Annotated in this window: 22 protein-coding genes; 19 read left to right on the forward strand and 3 right to left on the reverse strand. The window is 34.2% G+C overall.

Annotated features, from left to right (window positions below; genetic code table 11):
• The first annotated feature begins 122 nt into the window (after nt 1-122).
• The 7 genes from greA to BCR26_RS09290 all read left to right on the forward strand — a co-directional run bounded on the left by greA (nt 123) and on the right by BCR26_RS09290 (nt 5,498).
• The gene (greA, locus tag BCR26_RS09260; RefSeq protein WP_069698700.1) at nt 123-596 is read left to right on the forward strand and encodes a transcription elongation factor GreA; all 474 of its coding nucleotides are present in this window, start codon (nt 123-125) and stop codon (nt 594-596) included.
• Between the two features lie 184 nt (nt 597-780).
• Nucleotides 781-1,512 (forward strand): cell wall-active antibiotics response protein LiaF, encoded by a 732-nt coding sequence (liaF, locus tag BCR26_RS09265; RefSeq protein WP_069698701.1) that lies wholly within the window; start codon nt 781-783, stop codon nt 1,510-1,512.
• Nucleotides 1,509-2,612: a sensor histidine kinase gene (locus BCR26_RS09270; protein ID WP_069698702.1), complete on the forward strand. Its 1,104-nt coding sequence runs from the start codon at nt 1,509-1,511 to the stop codon at nt 2,610-2,612. Before liaF ends, BCR26_RS09270 begins: the two co-directional genes overlap by 4 nt.
• Entirely contained in the window at nt 2,587-3,219 is a 633-nt protein-coding gene (locus BCR26_RS09275; RefSeq protein ID WP_069698703.1) for a response regulator, read from the forward strand. The genes BCR26_RS09270 and BCR26_RS09275 overlap by 26 nt, the downstream gene beginning before the upstream one ends.
• 146 nt (nt 3,220-3,365) lie before the next feature.
• Nucleotides 3,366-4,031: a potassium channel family protein gene (locus tag BCR26_RS09280; RefSeq protein ID WP_069698704.1), complete on the forward strand. Its 666-nt coding sequence runs from the start codon at nt 3,366-3,368 to the stop codon at nt 4,029-4,031.
• Nucleotides 4,032-4,093: 62 nt separating this feature from the next.
• A complete protein-coding gene (locus tag BCR26_RS09285) occupies nt 4,094-4,405 on the forward strand; it encodes a HesB/YadR/YfhF family protein (protein WP_069698705.1) in 312 nt (103 codons plus the stop codon).
• 160 nt (nt 4,406-4,565) lie between these two features.
• Nucleotides 4,566-5,498 carry a glycosyltransferase family 2 protein gene (locus BCR26_RS09290; RefSeq protein WP_069698706.1) on the forward strand — a complete coding sequence of 311 codons (933 nt, stop codon included), beginning with the start codon at nt 4,566-4,568 and terminating at the stop codon, nt 5,496-5,498.
• A 46-nt stretch (nt 5,499-5,544) separates the two neighbouring features.
• Here BCR26_RS09290 and BCR26_RS09295 read toward each other — a convergent pair whose 3' ends face one another.
• The 3 genes from BCR26_RS09295 to BCR26_RS09305 all read right to left on the reverse strand — a co-directional run bounded on the left by BCR26_RS09295 (nt 5,545) and on the right by BCR26_RS09305 (nt 8,699).
• Nucleotides 5,545-6,507, reverse strand: coding sequence for a phosphoglycerate dehydrogenase (locus BCR26_RS09295; RefSeq protein ID WP_069698707.1), 963 nt, complete (start codon nt 6,505-6,507; stop codon nt 5,545-5,547).
• A 90-nt stretch (nt 6,508-6,597) separates the two neighbouring features.
• Entirely contained in the window at nt 6,598-7,689 is a 1,092-nt protein-coding gene (gene ispG / locus BCR26_RS09300; RefSeq protein WP_069698708.1) for a flavodoxin-dependent (E)-4-hydroxy-3-methylbut-2-enyl-diphosphate synthase, read from the reverse strand.
• Nucleotides 7,690-7,883: 194 nt separating this feature from the next.
• On the reverse strand, nt 7,884-8,699 hold the full coding sequence (locus tag BCR26_RS09305) for a DUF1189 domain-containing protein (RefSeq protein ID WP_069698709.1): 816 nt from the start codon (nt 8,697-8,699) through the stop codon (nt 7,884-7,886).
• Nucleotides 8,700-8,869: 170 nt separating this feature from the next.
• On the opposite strand from BCR26_RS09305, the gene BCR26_RS09310 reads away from it, so the two are divergent.
• The 12 genes from BCR26_RS09310 to BCR26_RS09365 all read left to right on the forward strand — a co-directional run bounded on the left by BCR26_RS09310 (nt 8,870) and on the right by BCR26_RS09365 (nt 20,322).
• Nucleotides 8,870-9,478 carry a superoxide dismutase gene (locus tag BCR26_RS09310; protein WP_069698710.1) on the forward strand — a complete coding sequence of 203 codons (609 nt, stop codon included), beginning with the start codon at nt 8,870-8,872 and terminating at the stop codon, nt 9,476-9,478.
• 420 nt (nt 9,479-9,898) lie between these two features.
• Nucleotides 9,899-10,867, forward strand: a complete 969-nt coding sequence (dapF, locus tag BCR26_RS09315; protein ID WP_209591788.1) for a diaminopimelate epimerase — start codon at nt 9,899-9,901, stop codon at nt 10,865-10,867.
• A 251-nt stretch (nt 10,868-11,118) separates the two neighbouring features.
• Nucleotides 11,119-11,943: a hypothetical protein gene (locus BCR26_RS09320; RefSeq protein ID WP_139124919.1), complete on the forward strand. Its 825-nt coding sequence runs from the start codon at nt 11,119-11,121 to the stop codon at nt 11,941-11,943.
• A 76-nt stretch (nt 11,944-12,019) separates the two neighbouring features.
• Nucleotides 12,020-12,949 carry an LCP family glycopolymer transferase gene (locus tag BCR26_RS09325; RefSeq protein WP_069698713.1) on the forward strand — a complete coding sequence of 310 codons (930 nt, stop codon included), beginning with the start codon at nt 12,020-12,022 and terminating at the stop codon, nt 12,947-12,949.
• A 95-nt stretch (nt 12,950-13,044) separates the two neighbouring features.
• Nucleotides 13,045-13,869, forward strand: coding sequence for a YveK family protein (locus BCR26_RS09330; RefSeq protein WP_069698714.1), 825 nt, complete (start codon nt 13,045-13,047; stop codon nt 13,867-13,869).
• Nucleotides 13,870-13,881: 12 nt separating this feature from the next.
• The gene (locus tag BCR26_RS09335) at nt 13,882-14,583 is read left to right on the forward strand and encodes a CpsD/CapB family tyrosine-protein kinase (RefSeq protein WP_084387096.1); all 702 of its coding nucleotides are present in this window, start codon (nt 13,882-13,884) and stop codon (nt 14,581-14,583) included.
• A 29-nt stretch (nt 14,584-14,612) separates the two neighbouring features.
• Nucleotides 14,613-15,377 (forward strand): tyrosine-protein phosphatase, encoded by a 765-nt coding sequence (locus tag BCR26_RS09340; RefSeq protein WP_069698716.1) that lies wholly within the window; start codon nt 14,613-14,615, stop codon nt 15,375-15,377.
• An 18-nt stretch (nt 15,378-15,395) separates the two neighbouring features.
• Nucleotides 15,396-17,198 (forward strand): polysaccharide biosynthesis protein, encoded by a 1,803-nt coding sequence (locus tag BCR26_RS09345; RefSeq protein WP_069698735.1) that lies wholly within the window; start codon nt 15,396-15,398, stop codon nt 17,196-17,198.
• A gap of 17 nt (nt 17,199-17,215) precedes the next feature.
• Nucleotides 17,216-17,830, forward strand: a complete 615-nt coding sequence (locus BCR26_RS09350; RefSeq protein WP_069698736.1) for a sugar transferase — start codon at nt 17,216-17,218, stop codon at nt 17,828-17,830.
• Nucleotides 17,831-17,845: 15 nt separating this feature from the next.
• The gene (locus BCR26_RS09355) at nt 17,846-18,694 is read left to right on the forward strand and encodes an NAD-dependent epimerase/dehydratase family protein (protein ID WP_069698717.1); all 849 of its coding nucleotides are present in this window, start codon (nt 17,846-17,848) and stop codon (nt 18,692-18,694) included.
• Nucleotides 18,695-18,746: 52 nt separating this feature from the next.
• Complete coding sequence (locus BCR26_RS09360; protein WP_069698718.1) at nt 18,747-19,514, forward strand: glycosyltransferase family 2 protein; 768 nt, start codon at nt 18,747-18,749, stop codon at nt 19,512-19,514.
• Nucleotides 19,515-19,542: 28 nt separating this feature from the next.
• Nucleotides 19,543-20,322, forward strand: a complete 780-nt coding sequence (locus tag BCR26_RS09365) for a glycosyltransferase family A protein (RefSeq protein ID WP_139124920.1) — start codon at nt 19,543-19,545, stop codon at nt 20,320-20,322.
• The last annotated feature ends 4 nt before the right edge of the window (nt 20,323-20,326 follow it).

Consider the following 20,326-nt stretch of genomic DNA (forward strand, 5'->3'; position numbering starts at 1 on the left):
AAAGAAAAAAAATAAGGGAAATTTATTTACAATTCACTTAAAGAGTGGTACTCTTTTCTGGATTGAAAGCGTATTTTGAAAATAAAAAAAATTAATTGTAGTATTTAAAAGGAGAAATTAACATGGTAGAAAAAGTATTTCCGATGACCCTCGAAGGTAAAGACAAATTAGAACAAGAACTAGAAGAATTAAAAACAGTGAAACGTAAAGAAATCGTTGAACGCATAAAAATTGCGAGGAGTTTTGGCGATTTATCAGAAAACTCAGAGTACGAATCTGCGAAGGACGAACAAGCTTTTGTTGAAGGTAGAATTACAACATTAGAAAATATGATTCGTTTTGCCCAAATTATTGATAATGATGGTGTTGATAAAGATGAGGTTTCAATTGGTAAAACAGTAACTTTTATAGAATTACCAGATGGTGAAGAAGAAGAGTACACAATTGTCGGGAGTGCAGAAGCTGATCCCTTTTCAGGGAAAATATCTAATGACTCACCAATTGCCCAAGCGATTATTGGGAAACAATTAGGAGAAGAAGTAACAATTAATACTCCTGGTGGAGATATGAAAGTTAAGATTACAAAAGTTAGCTAAGAAATTATCTAGAATGATATTGAAACTGTTGTGAGTGTTTGCGAGGATAGGACGATTGTCCCGTCCTCGTTTTGCTAGTAAAACTCAAAGTTAGGGCTAAAGTCCTATGGAAAAATGAGCCTTTAGAGACTAACATTAAGAATATAACATAGGTATACTTGTTGATAGAGAGAGGGGGATGGAGATGAATAATCCATGGAGGTTTTTCATTGTAGTAGAAGCCATTCTATTTATTTTTGCACTATGGCAGATTTTACATAACCCAGGCCTGGCAGTTTTATTGGTAGTGGGTATTCTTAGTACTCTATACGTAAGCAAAAAAGTACATCGTAGTAACTTTAACAATTTTCAATTGGTTTTAGGTGTTATATTTATTGTTGTAAGTGTGATAAATAGCTCAGCTATATGGATTATGTTGATTTTTGCGGTATTGTTTATTGGTATCAAAGGTGTAGAGATATCTGGCGTAGATATTACACAGCGAGCACCGTGGCGTAAAAAGCAAATGATTATGGTAGAAACATGTAACAAAGAACCAAAAAATGGCCGTCGATTTAAACGTCCTTGGTTTGCAAATGAAAGAATAGGAAGTAATATTTATGAATGGGATGATATAAATATTGATATCCTTTCAGGGGATACGATCATTGACCTTGGAAACACCCTGCTTCCTAAAAATGATAGTATCATTATCATTCGCAAAGGCTTCGGTCGCACGAGAGTTTTAGTTCCTATGGGCGTTGCAGTTGTCTTAGAGCATTCCACTTTTTATGGAAATGTTCGTTTTGAAGATGAAAAATATCACTTGAAAAATGAATCTTTAAAACTTTATAGTAATGATTTTGATACAAACAATCGTCGTTTGAAAATTATCACGAATTCTTTACTTGGAGATGTAGAGGTGATTCGCGTATGATTGGAAAAATATCTCGTCAAATGCTTGCCCTTTACGCATCATTAATTACTTTTATTGTAATGGTTGTTACTTTATTTTCTTACTTTTATTCAATTAAACAAAAAAACTGGCTTATGGAATTGATTCAAAGGAAAGTATTTTACATTCCTTTGATCTTCCATATTTTAGTGATTTCTTTTTTTGTTGGGATATTTACCTTTATCTTGCTTTCTATTGTACAAAAATCACAATATGGTAAAATTGAAGAAAAACTTCGTTTACTTGCTACCGGGAATTATGAAAGTCAAGCGATCAGAAAAGCTGTTTTTTATAATAATAGTGATCAATACATCGGTGAAGTAGACCAAGATATCGTATCAATTAGTCGTAAATTATTAGAAATGTCTAAAGAACTTCAATTATTGAATAGTCGCCCACAAATAATGGACGGTGAAACAAAAGAAGAGATTTTAGAGGGCGAAAGACATCGTTTGGCTAGAGAATTACATGATTCCGTTAGTCAGCAGCTCTTTGCAGCAATGATGATGCTCTCTGCTTTGAATGAACAAGCGCAAAAAGGGGAAACACCAGAAATTTTTCGGAAGCAGCTTGCAATGGTTGCAGATATAATCAATGCATCACAATCTGAAATGCGGGCATTATTGTTACACTTAAGACCTGTAAGCCTGGAAGGAAAAAGCTTGCGTAAGGGGATTGAACAATTATTAAAAGAATTACAAACAAAAATCAAAATAGAGCTGACTTGGGATGTTGAAGATGTTCATTTGAATAGTAGTATTGAAGATCATTTGTTCAGAATTGTTCAAGAGCTCCTTTCAAACACATTAAGACATGCGAAAGCAAAGGAGTTAGAGGTCTATTTACATCAGGTAGATAACAACGTTTTAATGCGTTTAGTCGATGATGGTGTTGGTTTTGATATGAAGGAAAGTGAAAATAAAGCTGGAAGTTATGGCTTGAATAATATTCGTGAACGTGTTGCTGGAATGGGTGGAACGATCAAAATTATTAGTTTTAAAGGTCAAGGAACGAGCGTAGAAATTAAAGTGCCTGTGATAAAGGAGGAGTTAGTGGATGATCAAAGTAATCTTAGTGGATGATCATGAAATGGTTCGGTTAGGGGTTTCATCTTATTTATCTATTCAAGATGACATTGAGGTAGTAGGGGAAGCTGAAAATGGTCGGATTGGGTACGAAAAAGCATTGGAAATAAGACCAGATGTTATTTTGATGGATTTAGTCATGGACGAGATGGATGGGATTGAATCAACTAAATTAATTCTAAAAGAATGGCCAGAAGCAAGGATTATTATCGTAACAAGCTTTATCGATGATGAGAAAGTTTATCCAGCAATTGAAGCTGGCGCAGCGGGGTATTTATTAAAGACATCTACTGCTCATGAAATCGCTAATGCAATCCGAGCTACTTATAAAGGCGAACGAGTGCTAGAACCAGAAGTAACGACTAAAATGATGGAGCGCTTAACTAAGAAACAAGAACCTGTATTACATGAGGACTTAACAAATCGTGAACATGAAATTTTAATGCTGATTGCTCAAGGAAGAAGTAATCAAGAAATTGCGGATGAATTATTTATCACATTGAAAACTGTAAAAACACATGTTTCTAACATTCTTGCTAAGCTAGATGTAGAAGATCGAACACAAGCAACCATCTACGCCTTTCAACATGGACTAGCCAAATAAGCTATTTAGCAATCACTTAACAGAGATTGCTTTTTTTATAGGAAACGAAGTCCTTAGAAAGCTTGAAGAAAATCAGCTGCTTCTAGGCATACATAACTATATTTGGTATACTTTTACTAAATGAAGACAGGAGACTATAAAAGAAAATGAAGCAAAATTTTGTAATTATTGGTTTGGGACGATTTGGTGGAAGTATTTGTCAAACATTAATGGAATCAGGACAAGAGGTTTTAGCAATTGACAGCAGCGAAGACCGAGTAAATGAATACATGAATATTGCAACACATGCGGTTGTAGCAAATGCTCAAGATGAAATGACACTACGTTCGTTAGGTATTCGAAATTTTGATCATGTTGTCATTGCAATTGGAGAGGATATCCAAGCGAGTATTTTAGTGACTCTCATGGTTAAAGAAATGGGTGTGCCAAATGTTGTAGCTAAAGCAGTTAATGAATACCATGCAAGAGTGTTAGAAAAAATTGGTGCGGATTTAGTCGTTCATCCTGAACGAGATATGGGCGTTAGAATTGCCCATAAATTAGTTTCACGAAATATTTTAGATTACATTGAATTATCCAATAAGTTCTCTTTAGCTGAAGTTCACGTGTCAAATCCAAAGTTTTATGGGAAAACGTTAGGAGAATTAAATTTCAGACAAAAATATGGTTTGACAGTCGTTGCTATTCGACGTTCAAAAACAGAAGTTATTGCTTCTCCAGCAGCAGAAGAAATTGTGAGAGAAAATGATAATCTGTTAGTAATTGGCGAAACAGATGATGTTGATTTACTAGATGAGAAAATGAATGAGTAAGCACCAGATGCAATAAAATTTCTACTCTATGCTACAATAAAAATGGAGTAGGAGGAATACAAATGAAATTAATTATTACATCTAAAGCACAACAATGGTTTAAAGAAGAAGTAGGCGTATTACCTGAGAATGGGATTCGTTTTTATGGGAAAATCTATGGGAAAACAGATGTACACGATGGATTCTCAATCGGAATGTCTGTGGAGTCGCCAAGCAATCCGTTAATCAAAGAAGTCCTAGACGGGATTCCTTATTTTATTGAAGAGACCGATGATTGGTTTTTTAAAGGATATGATTTGACTGTAGATTATGATGAAAAAACTTCGGAACCTAAATATATTTTTGAAAGAAATCAAGAAGATTTGGTAGAATAGTAATACTGTATAAAGATAGACTGGGCCTGTCAGGTAGTGTTTGATAGACTTAGTCTATTTTTTTGAAGATTGAAATAGGGGATTTTTATCTTATATTGATACTCTAGTATCAGAATATGATATAATCTTAAAAGAAGAAATAATTTGGAGGAATATATATATGTTGTCAATTGTCGTCCCTTGTTATAATGAAGAGGAATCGATTCCGTTATTTTTCAAGGAAGTCGAAAAAATTAGTGGTCAAATAAAGCAACGAGTAGAGTACATATTTATTAATGATGGATCAAAAGATCAGACGTTAGATGTATTAAGAGCGTTACATAAAGAAAATCCTGAAAAGGTTCGCTATATTTCTTTTTCTCGAAACTTTGGGAAAGAAGCGGGACTATATGCAGGTTTAAAAGAAGCCAAAGGCGATTTTATCACGGTTATGGACGTTGATTTGCAAGACCCACCAGAGCTTTTACCTGAGATGATTGAAATGGTAGAAACGAGTGATCTAGATTGTGTTGGAACTAGGCGAGTTGATCGAGAAGGAGAACCAGCAATTCGAAGCTTCTTCGCAAGACTCTTTTACAAATTAGTGAACCGGATAGGTGAAACTGAAATGGTTGATGGAGCAAGAGATTTTCGGCTGATGACTCGACAAATGGTGGATGCTATCTTAGAATTGTCAGAATACAATCGTTTCTCTAAAGGGATATTTAGTTGGGTAGGGTTTAAAACGGAGTATTTACCTTATGAGAACAGGGAACGAATTGCTGGAGAAACGTCATGGTCCTTTTGGAGCTTGCTGAGCTACTCAATAGATGGAATTGTTAATTTTTCGGAAACACCTTTAAATTTTGCGTCTTACGTAGGGGCTTTTTCTTGTATAGGCTCAGTTATTGCGATGCTAGTGATCATTTTTAGAACGTTAGTTAAAGGAGATCCAACAAGTGGTTGGCCCTCTTTAGTTTGTATTTTTCTTTTTGTAGGCGGGCTACAGTTATTATGTTTAGGAATCATCGGTAAATATATTGGTAAAATATTTATGGAAACCAAGAGACGCCCAATCTACATCGTGAAAGAAACAGACGCCGATCAAAAATAAGAAATAAAGAGTACCTGAAAATAGTTTTTTCAGGTGCTCTTTATTATTAATATCCTTTAGTTAATGACACTTGATTTTTTATTAAAGTACCCTCGCTAATAAAATTTTTTAAATTTGGTAGAAAAATAGTTGCTAATTTTGATCGGAATTGAGGCGTTAATCCTGAAAGGTGAGGTGTAACTAAAACATTAGGCATTTCCCACAAAGGACTCTTCTTTGCTAGAGGCTCTTCTTCAAATACGTCTAAAGCAGCGAAAGAAATATGACCATTTTTTAGAGCGACTATTAAATCATTAGTCTTTACAGTAGCTCCTCTTCCAACATTAATAAATACAGATTGTGGCTTAAACGCTAAAAATATTTGCTGGTTAAACAAATGATACGTTTGATCTGTTAAAGGTAAAATATTGACAATAATATCCATGTCTGGAATGATTTTAACCATATTTTTTTGTGAGTAACACTCTATAAATCCTTCGGTAGCATGTCCAGAGGTATTGATGCCGTATGCTTTAATACCAAGCCCAGAGGAAGCTTTTCCTAGATGTTGTCCAATTTTTCCGGTTCCGACAATTAGCATTTTTTTGCCAGATAATTGGGAATAAGGTGTATCAACTTGATGCCATTCTTTTTTCTCCTGATTAAGAATACTGGAACGGATACCACGAAATTCAGCTAAGAGGACACCTAATATGTGTTCGGTTATGGAGGTGCTATGAATGCCGCTAGCATTTGAAAGCAGAATCTGCTTTTTATTTATTTTCTTAAGGTCAAAATAATCGATTCCAGCTGAAGTGGCTTGAATCCATTGTAACTGACTGGCTGAAGATGCAAGTAAATCATCTATCAAGGATTTGTCATATCCTAATATAATATGAATAGCGTTTGCATCAAATGTTGTTTCATTGTTTCTGCCATCGATAATTTGATAATCAGGGGCGAGTCGCTGGATTTCTTTCATGTGATCTGCATTTAGATGCTCTTGAAGATAAATGATTGGTTTAGTCATGATGATTCCTCCTTAATAATTATTGTAGCAAAGAAACGAACGCTAACAAAAAAAGATTGAATCACTGCTTGAGGATTCAATCTTCGTGAATTAGATTTCTTCACCGCGAGCATAAGCTGCTGCTAATAAATCAACTTCTTTTTTTAATTCTGCAACCATTATTTCCTCAGGAACAGTCCGGATGATTTTACCTTTTTTAAAGAGCATCCCTTTTCCGTTTCCGCCTGCAATACCAATATCTGCTTCGCGAGCTTCACCGGGACCATTTACGGCACAACCGAGAACCGCAACTTTGATAGGTGCTTTAATTTTGTCTATATATTCTTCAATTTCGTTTGCAATAGGAATTAGATCGATTTCAATTCTGCCACATGTTGGGCATGAAATAAGAGTTGCTGCATTACTAGCTAATCCGAAAGATTTTAAGACTTCTTTTGCGACTTTAATTTCCTCAACAGGATCGGCTGATAAAGAAACTCGGCAAGTATTTCCAATACCTCTTGAAAGCAAGGCTCCCAACCCGGCTGCTGATTTAATCCCACCAGAGAATTTAGTTCCTGCTTCGGTAATACCTAAGTGTAAAGGATAATCGAATGTTTGGGCTGCCAATGTGTAAGCCTCAATCGCTAATGAAACATCACTTGCTTTTAGAGAAACAATAATATCGCGGAAATCTAAATCTTCTAAAATTTTAATATGATCGACGGCACTCGCAACCATTGCTTCTGCAGTTGGATAACCGTATTTTTGTAAATGTTTTTTTTCCAAAGAACCAGCATTAACACCGATACGAATAGGAATATTTTTCTCTTTACAAGCTGTAACCACTTTTTCAACCCGGTCTTTTCTACCAATGTTTCCTGGGTTGATTCGTATTTTGTCAACACCTTGTTCAATCGCTTTAAGAGCTAGACGATAATCAAAATGAATATCAGCAACTAAGGGAATAGAAATCTGGCGTTTAATATCACCAAGAGCATTAGCAGCAGCTTCATCTGGAACCGCAACACGCACAATTTGACAACCAGCATCTTCTAAGCGTTTAATTTGTGCAACAGTGCTTTCGACATCATGGGTTTTGGTTGTACACATACTTTGGATAAAGAGCTCATTTTTGCCGCCGATAACTAAGTTACCTACTTTTACAGGCTGTGTATTTTTACGATGAGTTATTTCTCCCATTTAGATCTCTCCTTTAATTTATCATTGGGAGTGGAAAAAAACTAAAATTTTATTCCGCTCTCGCCAACAGTAATAAATAGTTAGTTACTAATCGCAACAGGATGTGTAAGTAAAAGGATACTCTATTTATTCGCTGTTACTCCCTATATATTAGCACATAAATCAGATTTAAATCAGTAAAAAAACCTTAAGATTTACTTTGGTAAAGTTGGTAGATGTCGTACTTCATTTCGAGTAGCTAAGAAAAAGAATAATAGGCTGACCATAATAATTAAAAAACTGTCATCAAAAGAAGGGGTAAACCAACGGATCGTACTACTTAGGATGATAGGTAAAGTTGTGCAATACGTGACAATTTTGAGACAATCTAGAAAACGTAGCGAATAAAACTTCATTTTACTGTAAAAACTAGCTCCTATAGCAATTAGAAGCAAGTTTATAATTAAGCTTAAGAAAACTGGATATAGAGAAATGGCAAAGACAATCAGCTTACTCCACCAAGGGATCCCTGTTTCATCTAGAAAATCTTTCAAGGATTGTTGATTGATTCCATCTAAAATCTCATTTGAGTATGGAATTTCAAATTGATCAGAGCCTAAAACAGCATCAGCAGCACTAGAACTGTTAAGGACGATTAAGAATTCATCTTTCAAAAAAGCAACGCCAAAAGCATTTCCGATTAAATCACCGCGGACATCGTTAACAGAACGTTTTCCTTGAGGATCAAATGTGAAGATTATTGAATTGGTTTGATAGATGAACCCTTCTGCATTTTTTGAAGTGACTAACTTTCCATCTTTGATTTCAAATTCAGGTAATTTTTTTGCGATTTCTTGCCCATCTTGTTTTATATCTTCAGCAATGGTGAACACCTGCTTTGTTACTGGAACTGCAAGAATGGCACTTAAAAAAAAGATATATATAATGACTTTCCAAAAAGACATTTTTTTCCCCTGATTAAGCTCTGGGATATTAATGATTGAAGATTTAAATAGAGTGAAATTATTCATTGTATAGTCTCCTAACTTGAAATTGAATACACTGGTCATTTTATAGGAGTTAAGAGAGAAAAACAAGTTGCTAGCTATTAATGTAAGCAGTTTTTTTGGAGATTTTTGACAAGTCTGGTATCCTTATAGTTGTATGAAAGCTTTTAACTAATTTTTGGGAGGATTTTAAAATGACTTACATTTTACCGGATTTACCTTATGCTTATGACGCGTTAGAACCTTACATTGATGTTGAAACAATGCATTTACACCATGATAAGCATCATAACACGTATGTGACAAATTTAAATGGGGCAATTGAGAAACACCCTGAACTAGGAACAAAAACTGTCGAAGAGTTGATTTCTGATATGGATGCTATTCCAGAAGATATTCGTACAGCGGTACGTAATAATGGTGGTGGACATGCAAACCATACATTTTTCTGGAATATTATGGCACCCAATGCTGGTGGTGCGCCTACTGGCGATATCAAAGCAGCAATTGATGCTACATTTGGAAGTTTTGAACAATTAAAAGAGGCTTTTAAAGTCGCAGCTACTGGTCGTTTTGGTTCAGGCTGGGCTTGGTTAGTAGTAAATGATGGCAAATTAGAAGTAGTATCAACTGCCAACCAAGATTCTCCTTTAATGGAAGGGAAAACACCTGTTTTAGGACTAGATGTATGGGAACATGCGTATTACTTGAAATACAAAAATGTTCGTCCAGATTATATTGAAGCATTTTGGAATGTTGTTAACTGGAATAAAGTAAACGAGCATTTTGCAGCAGCTAAATAGAAATACAAAAGATGGAGAGAATATCGCTTTCCATCTTTTTTTTGCTTATAAATAAAAGATGGAAAGCGAAAAGTATCCATTTATCAAGTACGTTACTTCATTTTAAGAAGCAAATTGAAATGATTTAAAGGGAAAATAAAAAAAATTATGTTTTGGAATGAAAATAATAATAATTTTGGTGATTTTTATACGAACATTTCTTATTTGCTGTTTTTTATTCTTCTAGTGTTGTTGCTGTTTTAGATTTAAATATTTTTAGCTTTTAAAAAGCAGCGGAAAGCAATTAAGGAATAACATAGCAAAGTGTAATGTGTTACTTAACGAGACGATATTTGTTGGCTAAGATTGATTGTTTTAACTCGCTATTTATGCCATACTTGATATAAAAAAGATAAGAAAAGAGGAATTAGTACAATGAAGATGATAGTTCAAAAGGTCCACGGCTCTGAGAATGATTTTTTCCTAATTGATGAGACTACTTTGCCACGAATGTTTACAGAAACTGAAATTGATGAATTACGGGTGAGTTTATGCGATCGAAGTAACGGACTACTAGGCGGTGCTGATGGTATCTTATTGGTAGAGAAAGCAGAACATGGAACAGCCGTTGCGAAGATGCGAGTTATCAATAGTGACGGTAGCGAAGCAAGCATGTGCGGAAATGGTTTGAGGACTGTTGCGCGGTATTTAGCCGAGAAATATAATATGCCACATTTTACTGTTGAAACTATGTTTGCAGATTTGAAAGTGCGGAAAGCTCAACCTTTAGGAGAAAATGTAGAAACTTATCAGGTTGAAATTTCTCCGGTTAGCTTTGAAGCGGAAACCATTCATATGAATATAAACGACAATACCCTCATTAATAAAATCATACCTGAGTTGTCACAAACCTTAAGATTTTCTGTAGTAGCTGTTCCCAATCCCCACCTAATAACTTTTGTGGATCATGAAACTTTAGTGAGTGATGAATTTGAGCGGATTGCATCTTATGTTAATAGAGAAAATCCTATTTTTCCTGATGGTATTAATGTTAGTTTTGTAGAAGTGCTTGGAAAGAATGAACTATTTGTTCGAACGTATGAACGTGGAGTTGGTTTTACTAGTGCCTGTGGAACGGCGATGTGTGCTAGTAGCTTAATGTATACATTACTGAAAGACGGTCACTTCTATGAAATGATAACGGTAAAAAACATGGGAGGGATAGTTAAAACGGTTGTTCATGAAGATGATGATGGTGGTTATTGGATGGAATTAATAGGCAATGCAACAGTTACTCATAAAATAGAAGGAACTTTTTCAGAATTTTTAAATAAAAATTATGATAAAATCGATATAATTCAAACGAGAGAACAAGAAGCTTACACTGCATTCTTGAAGCTTTTAAAATGACTTTATAGGATCAAAGTGAAATAAAACTAGTATTTTCTTTTATTTTTTGTTTTAAATTTAGAAAAATAATTTTCAAAATGATTAAAAAACGATTGAAAAGTGATGCTAGTTCTGATAGCCTTTATAAAGTAGAGGATTTATATAAGAATATGAATCTCTACTTTATAAAATGAAAAATGAAGTGCAATTGGCTGTTTTTAAGGAGTGGGAGCGTGCTTAATAGGAATTTTTTTAAAATTGGAATTGCAAGCATGATAATAGTAATTTCAATTGGGATTTGTATTTTGGGATATAAAGTAAGCGCGGATAAGCAAAAAAGACAAAAAATAGAGTATGCAGAAATAACATTAAAAAGCGAAAAGCAAAAAAAAGATAAATTAACTACAGCTGTTGATGGACTATTTAAAGATAAGCAACAAGTATTTTTAGCAGACGACTTGAAAGAAGAGACCGTGTCGCAAGTTGCTAGTACTCTTTTAACGTTAAAAACTACTGCAGAAGATTTTGGGTTAGAAGAAGCCGATATAGATGTAGATGAGACATTAATCAAGAAAAAAGAAGAATTAACGCAAAAAGTCACTGATGCTCAGCGTAAGTATCGACTACAAGTACGAATTAATGGCTTATTTACTGAATCAATCAATAGTTGGAATTCAGAAAATTTGACTCACTCAATTGAAGAGACAACCACTATCGGAGAAATCAATAAAGTTAGAGAAGAAGTAGGGCTTTATAATGATGAGTGGCGTAAAACGATGATGCTCTATCTGAATAGTGCACAAGAACAAATTGAACAGTATGAGCAAATGAAAAAAGCGATTAATGAAATGCTTGATGGGGAAACTCTGACTGAAAAAGCAAATTATGATACGTATTTAGTAGAGTCGAACAAATTGACTTTATTGAAAAATGAAAAAATGAGACAAGAGTTGTCTGAGAAATTAAGTAAAATTGCCCTATTACTAGGAGTGTCTGCTCAGAAGCCGCAACTTGAAGAAAACCCTGTCATTCCAGTTCAGCAACAGGGGCTAGAGCAAAACTTTGTAGACGAGTTTGGAAATCCTATTGTGCAATAGTGATTTGTTTTACGTAACTACAACTTGAGAGAAAAGAGAAGAGAAGAATACATTTTAGAATTAGGATGGGGAAAAAATGTCTACAAAGAAAAAGATTTTTCTAGCTGTTTTAGGAATTGTTTTATCATTGGTTTTAATTGTTTTAGGAGTAGGAGCAAAATTATATTACGATATTTCCAAAACGGCTGAAGGTACATTTGAATCAGTAGAAAGGCCAAAAAATATTGGACAAAAGAGACAAGAGAAAGTAAATTTGTCTAAAAAAGAGCCTTTTTCAATTCTTTTACTAGGAATAGATAGTGGTGATTTAGGCCGAACAGAACAAGGACGATCAGATACTATTATGGTAGCGACAATTAATCCTGATGAAAACAAAACAACTCTCGTGAGTGTTGCGAGGGATACATACACTGAAATTGTTGGTCGAGGAACGCAAGATAAAATTAACCACGCCTACGCATTCGGTGGAACGTCTATGACATTAGCTTCAATCGAACAATTAATGGATATTCCAATTGATTATTATGTTTCAATTAATATGATGGGATTGAAGGAATTGGTGGATGCAGTAGATGGAATTGAGGTAAACAATACTCTTGATTTTTCACAGAACAATCAGCATTTTTCTGTAGGGAACATTCATTTGAACGGGGAGCAAGCATTAGCGTATTCTAGAATGAGATATGAAGATCCTAACGGGGACTATGGTAGACAAGAACGACAAAGAAAAGTAGTGATGGCAATTGCTAATAAATCGCTCTCTTTTTCTAATGTCACAAAATATCAATCGATTTTACAAGCTATTCAATCGAATATCAAAACAGATTTAACTTGGACTGATATGAAAACTCTTGCACTAGATTACAGTTCTGCTTTTGGAAATATTCAATCGGATCAGTTACAAGGAGAAGGATTTATGCAGGATGGAATTTCTTATCAAGGAATAAGTGATGCAGAATTAGCAAGAGTTCGTTCAGAGTTGAAAATCCAACTGAACAAAAAATAGAATGAAGTATTTCCAGACTTGAGTTCACCTTTAAGTGGTAATTTATCTGGAAAGATTAAAAGGAAACATTCAGTAGTAAATAATTGGAGGAAAAGATGGAAGAGACGATTAGTTTACAAGAAATATTCGGAATATTAAAAAAACGTATAGGACTAATTTTAATCAGTATGTTTTTAGGATTGGGTTTGACTGGTTTAATTACCTTTTTTGTTATTACGCCCAAATATAGTTCACAAGCGCAGCTGATCGTTCGTTTGCCTCAAACAGAAACAGCCAATGTCAATGATATTAATGCGAATTTACAAATGATTACCACATATAAGGATCTGATTAAAAGTGACTCTGTAATGGGTGAAGTACAACAAAAAATGAAAAATGAATTTCAAACGGAAATGACAGTTTCATCTTTAAGAGAAAGCATAGAGGTAGAGCAATCTCAAAATTCACAAATGTTTTCGATTGTTTCGACAGGAACGAATGGAATTGTGTCACAGAATATCGCGAATCAAACGGCTTTAGTTTTCCAAGAAAAAGCTAAAGATATGTTAAATGTAGACAAAATTACGATTATTTCTGATGCAGTTGCCAGTGGAACGCCAGTTTCTCCAAATAATAAATTAAATTTAATGATTGGTGTGTTACTTGGAGCGATGATTGGTATTGGTATCTCGTTTGTTTTAGAGTTGTTTGATAAAACAATTAAAGATGCTCGTTTTGTTGAAGAGGAGCTTGGTTTAACCATACTAGGAGTCGTACCTAACATGACTGTCAAAGAACTAAACACAAAAATCATTCGTTCTAATTCTGATGAAAGTGGAATGCAAATTCCCCTAGATAAAAAAGACTTTAAAGAAGATAGAGAATCAGATACGAATGAAGACGATCAAACATTTTCACGCAGAAGTCGTTCAAGATTGTAAAAAGGAGAATAAATGATGTCAAAATTGAGACAACCTAAAAGACAAGAAACAAAAGCAGTAAGTTTAATTACAATGGCCGATAAATCTTCTCCTGTATCAGAACAATATCGAACAATTCGTACCAATATTCAATATGCTATGGTTGATAGAGAGTTGAAAACGTTGGTGGTGACATCATCAGGACCAGGTGAAGGGAAATCCACTTCTTCAGCAAATATAGCAATTGTTTTTGCCAATGCCGGGCAAAAAGTATTGTTGGTAGATGCTGATATGAGAAAACCTACCATTGCTAAAACGTTCGCAGTATCCAATACTAGAGGATTAAGTTCCTTACTAAGTAATAGGAATACAAGTTTAGAACAAGTTGTTCAGCCAGTTGGAATTGATAACCTCTCTGTGATTACGAGTGGACCGAAACCACCAAATCCTTCAGAGTTACTTGGATCAGTCAAGATGAATCAATTAATTAAGGACTTAAAAAGAGAGTATGATTTAGTGATTTTTGATATGCCACCAGTTGTTACTGTAACGGATGCACAAATTGTGGCATCAAAGGCAGACGGAACGATGCTAGTTGTTCGCGAAAATGTGTCAAAAAAAGACTCTATGTTAAAAGCCAAAACTTTATTACAAATGGTTAACGCGAATGTTATAGGCGTCATTTATAATGGGGCAAAAAATGCTTCAGACCAAGGATATTATTATGGAAATTAGAAAGTAGTTATAGTTAAAGGAGATTAAAGATGATTGATTTACATTGTCATATTTTACCTAAAATAGATGATGGGGCACAATCATTAGCAGATTCTATTTTGATGGCAGAGAGCGCTGTACAGCAAGGGATATCTCATATTTTATGTACACCGCATCATAATAATGGAAGGTATAGCAATCCAGCAAAGAAAGTCATTTCTAAAGTTTCGGAATTACAGCAAGAGTTGGACTTGAGAGATATTCCTTTGACTTTATTTGAAGGACAGGAAGTTCGGATTGGCGGTTCTTTAGTAGATGAAATTATAAAAAAAGAAATATTATTTGCTGATTTGTCTAATAAATATATTTTGATTGAATTGCCGACGAGAGAGATTCCGTCGTATGCAGATAAACTGCTTTTTGAATTGTTGACAAAAGGACACACACCAATTATTGTTCATCCAGAAAGAAACTACCAGCTAATGGAAACGCCCAATGATTTGATTCCGTTTCTAGAAATGGGTGTTTTGACACAAGTAACAGCTGCCAGTTATTTGGGAGGATTTGGAAAGAAAATTGGAAAAATAGCTAAGCAAATGGTTGAAAATAATATGGCCCATATCATAGCATCGGATGCTCATAATACTGGTAAACGTGGTTTCTTTATGAAGGAGGCCTATGAACAGATAGCAAAAGATTTAGGTTCAGAGAAGGTTATAGCTATGCAACAAACAGTTAAGGATATACTGAATGGCGATGAGGTAGTCGTCCCAGAGTACACCGAAATAAAAAGGATGAAATTTAAGTTGTTTTAGAAAGTGCAGGTTGTTGGTATGACAAGAAGAGCAAAAATATTAGTGCTACTACTAGTAGATTCACTAATCATTCTGATTGCAAATCTTTTTTCATATGTATATATGTTTCCCTATGTAGAAGTGACGACTACTTTTTTTGTAGCTGTTTTTTTAATTCAATTGGGGCTTTACATAGTGTGGGGATTTGTATTAAAAGTTTTTACTAGAATTAATCGTTTTACAAACATAAAAGAGATGGGAGCAGTTTTTGCTGCAACCAGTCTCAGTTCTGGAATAGAGTTTCTGATTTTATTTCTTACAGGTGAATCTTATAGTCGACGTTATGTTATTTTAACCTATTTACTTTCAACATTTTTCATTATTTTAAGTCGAGTAGTTTGGCGCTTGATTATTGAATCTTTAAACAAGACCAAGATAGTAAATCCTAATGCCAAGAAAACGTTGATTATTGGAGCCGGTGAAGCTGGTCGGATCTTATTGAACAGTTTGAGTAGCTCAACCACAAATGGGGATATTCAAGTGGTTGGTTTTATCGATGATTCACCTGATAAGCTCCATACATACTTAGCTGGAGTAAAAATTTTAGGTTCGACTAATAAAATTCCACAATTAGTTAAAGAGTTTGATGTTGAGATGCTTACAATTGCAATTCCTTCGTTATCCCCAGAAGATTTACAGCAAATACTTACGATTATAACCCCCTTAGGCTTACCAATAAATTCAATGCCTGCTTTAGAAGAGGTTGCTTCTGGGAATATCACTATTTCTAGACTTAGAGAGATTGATGTGGTTGACCTTCTTGGAAGAGATGAAGTAAAGCTAGATATGCTGCAAATTAGAGGACAGTTAGCGAACAAAACAGTTTTAGTAACAGGTGCAGGAGGATCGATAGGTTCGGAAGTTTGTCGCCAGATAATGAACTTCGGTCCTAAGAAAATTGTGTTACTTGGCCATGGAGAAAATTCGATCTATTTGATTGAGAAAGAATTGAAGCAAAATGGTCAGAAAATTGAAATTATTCCTGTGATTGCAGATATTCAAGATAGAAAAAGAATTTTTGAAGTGATGGAAGAACACACTCCTAATATTGTTTATCATGCGGCAGCTCATAAGCATGTGCCCTTGATGGAATTAAATCCTAGCGAGGCATTAAAAAATAATGTGTTTGGCACTAAGAATGTTGCTGAAGCTTCGAAAGCATTTAAAGTTGAAAGTTTTGTAATGGTTTCGACAGATAAAGCAGTTAATCCTCCTAATGTAATGGGAGCCACCAAACGGATTGCAGAGATGATAGTTACTGGCTTGAATGAAAAAGGAAAAACTAAGTTTTGTGCGGTTCGTTTTGGCAATGTTTTAGGGAGTCGTGGGAGCGTTATTCCTGTTTTTAAAGAACAGATTAGCAAAGGTGGACCGATTACCATAACAGATTTTAGAATGACACGTTATTTTATGACGATTCCAGAAGCGAGTCGATTAGTCATTCAAGCCGGTTCTTTAGCAGCGGGTGGAGAAATATTTATTCTAGATATGGGCGAACCTGTAAGAATTGTTGACTTGGCAAAAAACATGATAAAACTAAGTGGTTACCAAGAAAAGCAAATTGAAATTGTTGAAACAGGTATCCGGCCAGGCGAAAAACTATATGAAGAGCTACTAGTAAGTAAAGAGAAAAATTCCAGACAAGTTTTCGAAAAGATATTTATTGGTAATATAAAAGGGTTTTGTTTAGAGGAAGTGACAGAATTTGTTTCGTCATTGCCCGTAGAACAAGAAAAAATGAGTAGAGAATTGATTCGATTTGCGAATGAGTCGAGTAAATGATGCAAGGGAGAAATACGATGTATAAGAATTATTTGAAGAGAATGATTGACTTTTTCTTATCTTTCATTGGGTTAGTTGTTTTATCTCCCTTTTTTCTACTGATTATTATTGCGATAAAATTAGATTCAAAAGGTCCTATATTATTTAAGCAAAAACGTGTTGGCATTAACAAAAAAAATTTCACTATCTATAAATTTCGTACGATGAGGATTGACACACCAAAAGAGATGCCAACGCATTTATTGGATAATCCAGAACAATATATTACGAAAATAGGAAAATTTTTAAGGAAAACTAGTTTAGATGAGTTACCTCAGTTGATAAATATATTAAAAGGGGATATGGCGGTTATAGGACCCAGACCTTCTTTGTGGAATCAATATGACTTGATAGAGGCAAGGGATAAACTTGGTGTGAATGATGTTCGACCGGGACTAACTGGTTGGGCCCAAATTAATGGTCGAGATGAGCTAGAAATCTTAGTTAAAGCGAAGCTTGATGGTGAATACATTGCAAATATATCCTTTTTAATGGATTTGGAATGCTTTGTCGGAACTATTGTCTCTGTTTTTAAAACAGAAGGTGTTGTTGAAGGTGGAACAGGTGTTATTTCTAAAAAAAAGGAAGAGTGAGTTTGAGGGATAGCAATGAAGAAAATTTTGATTACAGGGAAGAATAGTTACATAGGTACTTCATTTGAGAAGTCGATGGAACAATATGGAGAGAGTTATGAAATTGATACACTTGATTTGAAAAATCCGACTTGGAGAAATCAAGACTTCTCTGTTTATGATGTTGTCTTTCATGTTGCAGGAATAGCTCATGCAGATGTTGGGAAAGTAACAGAAGAAGGAAAGAAACTTTACTATAAAGTTAATACGGACTTGACTATTGAAGCAGCTAAAAAGTTTAAATTGGATAGCCAAAGAAGTCCAAGTGGAACTGCAAAACAGTTTATTTTCATGAGCTCTATTATTGTTTATGGTGAAGAAACAAGTGTAAACAAGAAAAGAGTGATCACAAAAAAAACTGTCCCAAACCCGTCTAATTTTTATGGTGATAGTAAATTGAAGGCTGAGTTAGGTATTCAACCACTTGAAGATGAGGTATTCAAAGTAGCTATTATTCGTCCGCCGATGATTTACGGACCGGGGAGTAAAGGGAATTATCAACAATTAACAAAACTGGCACTTAAACTTCCGATTTTTCCGAATATAAAAAATGAACGATCGATGTTGTTTATTGATAATTTGACAGAATTCTTGCATATGTTGATAGATTCAGAGAAGGGTGGAATGTTTTTTCCGCAAAATGATGAGTATGTTAGAACAAGCCATATGGTTAGAGAGATAGCTGAGGCTCATGGAAAAAAGATATATCTATTTTCTTGGATGAACTGGGCTGTGAAACTGTTAGGGTATCTTCCTGGTAAGATTGGGAAGTTGACAAATAAGGCTTTTGGGAATTTGGTGTATGAGAAAAAAAATTTAAAATAGATATGAGGAATAAATGCTGTTTTTAATCAATGAGAAGAGGTAACTAAGAATCATGCTTAATCAGAAAAAAGAGCTGGTATCAATTATTATGCCGGCCTATAATTGTGAAAAATATATTCAAACAGCTATTCAAAGTGTTATTAATCAAACATATCTTGTTTGGGAATTGATTGTTGTAGATGATCACTCAACTGACCAAACTTTAGCAATAGCAAGGAGTATTGCAGATAATGAACCTAGAATTAGTATTATTGAATTGTCTAATAATCAAGGGGGGGCCCTTGCTAGAAATAAAGGGATTAAGAAGGCGCAAGGAAAGTATATTGCTTTCTTAGATAGTGATGATGTTTGGGGAAAAGAAAAATTGCAAACCCAAATTTGTTTCATGAAAGAAAATAACTATCATTTTACTGCGACTAGTTATTCAAAAATTGATGAATATGGTAATTCTTTAAATAAAATTATTAAAGCAAAAACCATTCAAGACTATAAAAGTTTATTGAAATATTGTCCAGGAAATTCAACAATTATTTATAATGCTGATCAGTTAGGAAAATTTTATATTATAAACTTGAAAAAGAGAAATGACTACTTTATGTGGTTAGGGATTATTAAAAAATCAAAAGTATTATATGGATTAGATAGTAATTTATCTAGTCATCGCTTGCGACAAGATTCGTTGTCTACTGAAAAATCAAAATTAGTCAAGTATCATTGGTATATATATTATAGATTAGAAAAACTAGGTTTTTGGTATTCTTTATATTTAACGGGATTTTGGATATTTAAAACAATAAAAGGAAAGCTTTTAAATGGATGAATAATTTGTAATGAAAGTTGTGGTGTAAGTGATTTTAGAAGTATTAGTGTCAACTATGAAATGCACTTCTTATAAGGAACTTTATAAAAAAATGAATTTAACTACTGACGCATTTATTGTAAACCAGTCGGATAATGATTTAGGTACAATAAAAGAGAAAATTAAAGAGTCTGTTTTAAAAGGAATGACCTTTTGTGAAAAAGGTGTAGGTTTAAGTAGAAATATGGCTTTAATGAGAGCTAATGGTGATATCTGTCTAATGGCAGACGATGATATGGTTTATGTGGATTCCTATGAGTCAATTGTGAAAAGAGCATATAGTAATTATCCTGATGCAGATATGATTGTCTTTAATGTCAGAATTCATCAAAATGGAAAAACGATTGAGAAAGTTAAAAAAAATGGCCGAGTTCATTTATGGAATGCATTAAAGTACGGAACAGTGTGCTTCTCATTCAGAAGAAAAAACGTTTTGGAGCAAAGAGTTTCATTTTCTTTATTATTTGGTGGTGGAACTGGAAATGGATCTGGAGAGGATACATTGTTTATTACGGATGTATTAAGAAGTGGACTGAAAGTTTATAGTGTACAAGACGTAATTGCCGATGTTTATAATGATGGCTCTACTTGGTTTAATGGTTATAATGAGAAATATTTTGAAGATAAAGGAACTCTTTTTAAAGCTTTATTTCCTAAGTTATATTTTTTTCCGATTTTACGTTTTACATTTAAGTATAGAAATCTTTATGAAGAGGACATGTCTGCGTTTAAGGCTCTTTCTTGTATGATTTTTGGAAAAAAAGTTTGAGCTA

It is taken from the genome of Enterococcus rivorum, assembly GCF_001742285.1.
Lineage (GTDB): Bacteria > Bacillota > Bacilli > Lactobacillales > Enterococcaceae > Enterococcus_L > Enterococcus_L rivorum.

Coding starts and splice junctions, on each gene's coding strand:
- BCR26_RS09310 (WP_069698710.1), top strand. CDS start 8,870: ATGACTTACATTTTACCGGATTTACCTTATGCTTATGACGCGTTAGAA.
- BCR26_RS09355 (WP_069698717.1), top strand. CDS start 17,846: ATGAAGAAAATTTTGATTACAGGGAAGAATAGTTACATAGGTACTTCA.
- BCR26_RS09345 (WP_069698735.1), top strand. CDS start 15,396: ATGACAAGAAGAGCAAAAATATTAGTGCTACTACTAGTAGATTCACTA.
- BCR26_RS09360 (WP_069698718.1), top strand. CDS start 18,747: ATGCTTAATCAGAAAAAAGAGCTGGTATCAATTATTATGCCGGCCTAT.
- ispG (WP_069698708.1), bottom strand. CDS start 7,689: ATGGGAGAAATAACTCATCGTAAAAATACACAGCCTGTAAAAGTAGGT.
- BCR26_RS09350 (WP_069698736.1), top strand. CDS start 17,216: ATGTATAAGAATTATTTGAAGAGAATGATTGACTTTTTCTTATCTTTC.
- BCR26_RS09340 (WP_069698716.1), top strand. CDS start 14,613: ATGATTGATTTACATTGTCATATTTTACCTAAAATAGATGATGGGGCA.
- BCR26_RS09325 (WP_069698713.1), top strand. CDS start 12,020: ATGTCTACAAAGAAAAAGATTTTTCTAGCTGTTTTAGGAATTGTTTTA.
- dapF (WP_209591788.1), top strand. CDS start 9,899: ATGATAGTTCAAAAGGTCCACGGCTCTGAGAATGATTTTTTCCTAATT.
- BCR26_RS09335 (WP_084387096.1), top strand. CDS start 13,882: ATGATGTCAAAATTGAGACAACCTAAAAGACAAGAAACAAAAGCAGTA.
- liaF (WP_069698701.1), top strand. CDS start 781: ATGAATAATCCATGGAGGTTTTTCATTGTAGTAGAAGCCATTCTATTT.
- BCR26_RS09330 (WP_069698714.1), top strand. CDS start 13,045: ATGGAAGAGACGATTAGTTTACAAGAAATATTCGGAATATTAAAAAAA.
- BCR26_RS09320 (WP_139124919.1), top strand. CDS start 11,119: ATGATAATAGTAATTTCAATTGGGATTTGTATTTTGGGATATAAAGTA.
- BCR26_RS09290 (WP_069698706.1), top strand. CDS start 4,566: ATGTTGTCAATTGTCGTCCCTTGTTATAATGAAGAGGAATCGATTCCG.
- BCR26_RS09280 (WP_069698704.1), top strand. CDS start 3,366: ATGAAGCAAAATTTTGTAATTATTGGTTTGGGACGATTTGGTGGAAGT.
- BCR26_RS09305 (WP_069698709.1), bottom strand. CDS start 8,699: ATGAATAATTTCACTCTATTTAAATCTTCAATCATTAATATCCCAGAG.
- BCR26_RS09285 (WP_069698705.1), top strand. CDS start 4,094: ATGAAATTAATTATTACATCTAAAGCACAACAATGGTTTAAAGAAGAA.
- BCR26_RS09275 (WP_069698703.1), top strand. CDS start 2,587: ATGATCAAAGTAATCTTAGTGGATGATCATGAAATGGTTCGGTTAGGG.
- BCR26_RS09270 (WP_069698702.1), top strand. CDS start 1,509: ATGATTGGAAAAATATCTCGTCAAATGCTTGCCCTTTACGCATCATTA.
- greA (WP_069698700.1), top strand. CDS start 123: ATGGTAGAAAAAGTATTTCCGATGACCCTCGAAGGTAAAGACAAATTA.
- BCR26_RS09295 (WP_069698707.1), bottom strand. CDS start 6,507: ATGACTAAACCAATCATTTATCTTCAAGAGCATCTAAATGCAGATCAC.